We start from the raw sequence: 3,460 nt of genomic DNA, 5'->3' as shown, positions 1-3,460 counted from the left end.
TCAGATCCCTTTCGCGATGCGAAAGGGATCTGACCCCGTCTGCTGGGGTTACCCCAGCAGCTTGCGTACCTTGGTCAGCGCGGTCATGAACCGCTCGATCTCGGCGTGCGTGTTGTAGAACGCCAGCGAGGCGCGGCAGGTGGCGGCGACGCCGAAGTACTGCAGCAGCGGGTGTGCGCAGTGCTGGCCCGAGCGCACGGCCACGCCCTCCAGGTCGAGCAGGGTGGCCAGGTCGTGCGCATGCGCACCCTCGATCAGGAACGAGACTACGGCCGCCTTCTCCGGTGCCTGGCCGATGATGCGCAGGCCGTCGACGCGGCGCAGTTCCTCGGTGAAGTGCGCCAGCAGTTCGGCTTCGCGCGCTTCCACGTTGTCCTGGCCAAGCTGCTGCAGGTAGTCGGCGGCCACGCCCAGGCCGATGAAACCGGCGATGTTCGGGGTGCCGGCTTCGAACTTGTGCGGGGCATCGTTGAACACGGTGCCGTCGAAGCTGACTTCCTTGATCATCTCGCCGCCGCCGAGGAACGGCGGCATCGCGTCCAGGTGCTCGCGACGGGCCCACAGCGCGCCGGTGCCGGTCGGACCACACATCTTGTGGCCGGTGATCGCGTAGAAGTCGCAGCCGATCGCGGCGACGTCGACCTTGCGGTGCGGTACTGCCTGCGAGCCATCGACCACGGTGATGATGCCGCGCTTGCGCGCTTCACGGCAGATCTCGCGCACCGGGTTGACCGTGCCCAGCACGTTGGAGACATGGGTGACCGCCAGCAGCTTGACCTCCGGGGTCATCGCCGCGCGCAGCGCATCCAGGTCCAGCGCGCCGTCAGGCGTGATCTCGGCCACGCGGATGGTGGCACCGGTACGCTGCGCGACCAGCTGCCACGGCACGATGTTGGCATGGTGCTCCATGCGCGACACCAGGATCACGTCGCCGGCCTTCAGCCGCGGCAACGCCCACGAATACGCCACCAGATTGATGGCGAAGGTGGTGCCACTGCACAGCACCAGGTCGCTGGGGCGCACGTTGAGGAAGCGCGCCAGCGTGTTGCGCGCACCTTCGTAGGCATCGGTGGCTTCGCTGCCCAGTGCATGCACCGCGCGGCTGACGTTGGCGTTGTAACGGCGGTAGAACTCGTCCACCGCGCCGATCACCTGCACCGGCTTCTGGCCGGTGTTGGCATTGTCGAAATAGACCAGCGGCTTGCCGTGCACTTCGCGCATCAGCAGCGGGAAGTCGAGGCGGACGCGGTCCCAGTCGGGGGCGCCGGTGCGTTCTTCGATCGGGCGCGGCGTGGACAGGTTCATGCCACACCTGCCTCGGCCAGGGCCTTGTCCAAACGGCGTGCCAGCTGCTCGCGCAGGGCTTCCGGCAGGATCTTCAGCGGCTCATGGCAGAACGCGGCGCTCAGCAGCGCCTGCGCCTGTGCCTGCGGCAGGCCGCGCGAGCGCAGGTAGAACAGCGCGTTGGCATCGAGCTGGCCAACGGTCGCGCCATGCGCGGCCTTCACCTCGTCGGCGTCGATCACCAGCGTCGGCTGGGTGTCGATCTCGGCGTCGGCCGACAGCAGCAGGTTCTTGTTGGACAGGTTCGCGTCGGTGCCGTCGGCGCCTTCGCGGATCTGGATGCCGCCATGGAACACCACGCGGCTGCGGTTGGCGGCAACGCCGCGCCACAGCAGTTCGCAGGCGGTATCGCGCGCGATGTGGTCGATGCCCAGGCGGGTTTCGACGTGGCGGCGGCCATTGCCGAGCAGCACGCCGTTGGCGGTCAGCTGGGCGTTGTCGCCTTCCAGTCGCACGTTCAGTTCATGGCGGCTGAGCGCGGCGCCCAGTTCCAGGTCGACGCGGTGGTACTGCGCGTCGCGGGCCAACACCGCGTCGGTGCGCAGGAAGCTGGTCTGGCGTGCGCTGCCGGCCTGCACGCGGGCGTGCTTGAGCACGGCGTCGCGCGCGACGTGGGCATGCAGCACGGTGTTGTCCAGGTGGGCGGAGTCACCCACGCTGAAGCGGTGCTCGACCACGCCAAGGCTGGCGCCGGCACGCAGTTCGATCAGGTGGCGGTGATGCCAGGCCAGGTCGGTCTCGCCCGCCACGCTGGCGAATACCAGCTGCAGCGGCGCTTCGACCTGCACGCCTTCGTCCACGCGCAGCACCACGCCTTCATCGGCCAGTGCGGCGTTGAGGCGGGCGAAGATCTCCTCGCTGCGCTCGTAGCGGCGGCCAAGGAAACGCACGGCGTCTTCGCCGGAGGCCAGTGCGGCTGACAGCGGCTGCAGCTGCACGCCGGCCGGCAGGACCTGCACGTCGCTCAGCGTGGCATCGAGGCGGCCGTTGACGAACACCAGGCGCGGTGCCGGGATGTCATCCAGCAGCGCGGCGTCCAGCGCCGGGCCCTGCAGCGGTGCCGCAGCAAACGCACGGCGTTCCAGCTGGCGCAGCGAGGTGTACTTCCAGGCTTCATTGCGGGCGGCCGGCAGGCCATCGCGCAGGGCCGCATCCAGCACTTCGCGGCGCGCATCGCTGCCGCAGAAGGCCTGGGCCATCGAGTCGAGCAGGGCGCTCATCAGACCGCCGCCTCGGGCACGACCCGGTCCTTCAGGAAATCATAGCCGTGCGCTTCCAGTTCCAGCGCCAGCTCGGGGCCGCCGCTCTTGACGATGCGGCCATCGGCCAGCACGTGCACCACGTCCGGCTTGATGTAGTCCAGCAGGCGCTGGTAATGGGTGATGACCAGGAACGAACGGTCGGCGGCGCGCAGCGCATTGACACCGTCGGCCACGCTCTTCAGCGCGTCGATGTCCAGGCCCGAATCGGTCTCGTCGAGGATCGCCAGCTTCGGTTCCAGCACGGCCAGCTGGAAGATCTCATTGCGCTTCTTCTCGCCACCGGAGAAGCCTTCGTTGACGCCACGATGCAGCAGTTCGTCCTTCAGGTGCAGCACGGCCAGCTTCTGGCGCACCAGCTTGAGGAACTGCATGGAGTCGAGTTCGTCCTCGCCGCGCGCCTTGCGCTGGGCGTTCAGTGCCGCGCGCAGGAAGTAGGTGTTGTTCACGCCCGGGATCTCCACCGGGTACTGGAACGCCAGGAACAGGCCGGCGGCGGCACGTGCTTCCGGGTCCTGCTCCAGCAGGTCGACGCCGTCGAACTGCACGCTGCCTTCGGTCACTTCGTAGCCGTCGCGGCCGGCCAGGACATTGCCCAGGGTGGACTTGCCGGCGCCGTTCGGGCCCATGATGGCGTGCACCTGGCCGGGCTTCACGTCCAGCGAGAGGCCCTTGAGGATTTCCTTGTCGCCGATGCGGGCGTGGAGATTGTCGATCTTCAGCATGGTGGGGGTTTCCGTGGGGCGGGCCAGGGCCCGCCGGTAAAGAGAATGCGTTTGCGAGGGGCAGGGGCGGGCGGTCAGCCCACCGAACCTTCCAGCGAGACTTCCAGCAGCTTCTTGGCTTCCACTGCGAAC

Annotated in this window: 3 protein-coding genes; all 3 read right to left on the bottom strand. The window is 68.2% G+C overall.

The features are described from left to right. Window positions 1-48: 48 nt before the first annotated feature. From ABGA94_RS21880 to sufC, 3 genes are read right to left on the bottom strand one after another with little or no spacing between them, the layout of a single operon-like run. Window positions 49-1,305, bottom strand: a complete 1,257-nt coding sequence (locus tag ABGA94_RS21880) for a cysteine desulfurase (RefSeq protein ID WP_053496860.1) — start codon at window positions 1,303-1,305, stop codon at window positions 49-51. Next, window positions 1,302-2,564: a Fe-S cluster assembly protein SufD gene (gene sufD / locus ABGA94_RS21875; RefSeq protein WP_005415597.1), complete on the bottom strand. Its 1,263-nt coding sequence runs from the start codon at window positions 2,562-2,564 to the stop codon at window positions 1,302-1,304. The genes ABGA94_RS21880 and sufD overlap by 4 nt, the downstream gene beginning before the upstream one ends. Continuing rightward, entirely contained in the window at window positions 2,564-3,328 is a 765-nt protein-coding gene (sufC, locus tag ABGA94_RS21870) for a Fe-S cluster assembly ATPase SufC (RefSeq protein ID WP_049414163.1), read from the bottom strand. Before sufC ends, sufD begins: the two co-directional genes overlap by 1 nt. Between the last annotated feature and the right edge of the window lie 132 nt (window positions 3,329-3,460).

The sequence above is a fragment of the Stenotrophomonas sp. 3diitr2024 genome, from assembly GCF_042136455.1.
Taxonomy (GTDB): domain Bacteria; phylum Pseudomonadota; class Gammaproteobacteria; order Xanthomonadales; family Xanthomonadaceae; genus Stenotrophomonas; species Stenotrophomonas sepilia.
The sequence above is the reverse complement of the archived record's forward strand: the minus strand, read 5'-3'. Positions and strand labels throughout refer to the sequence as shown.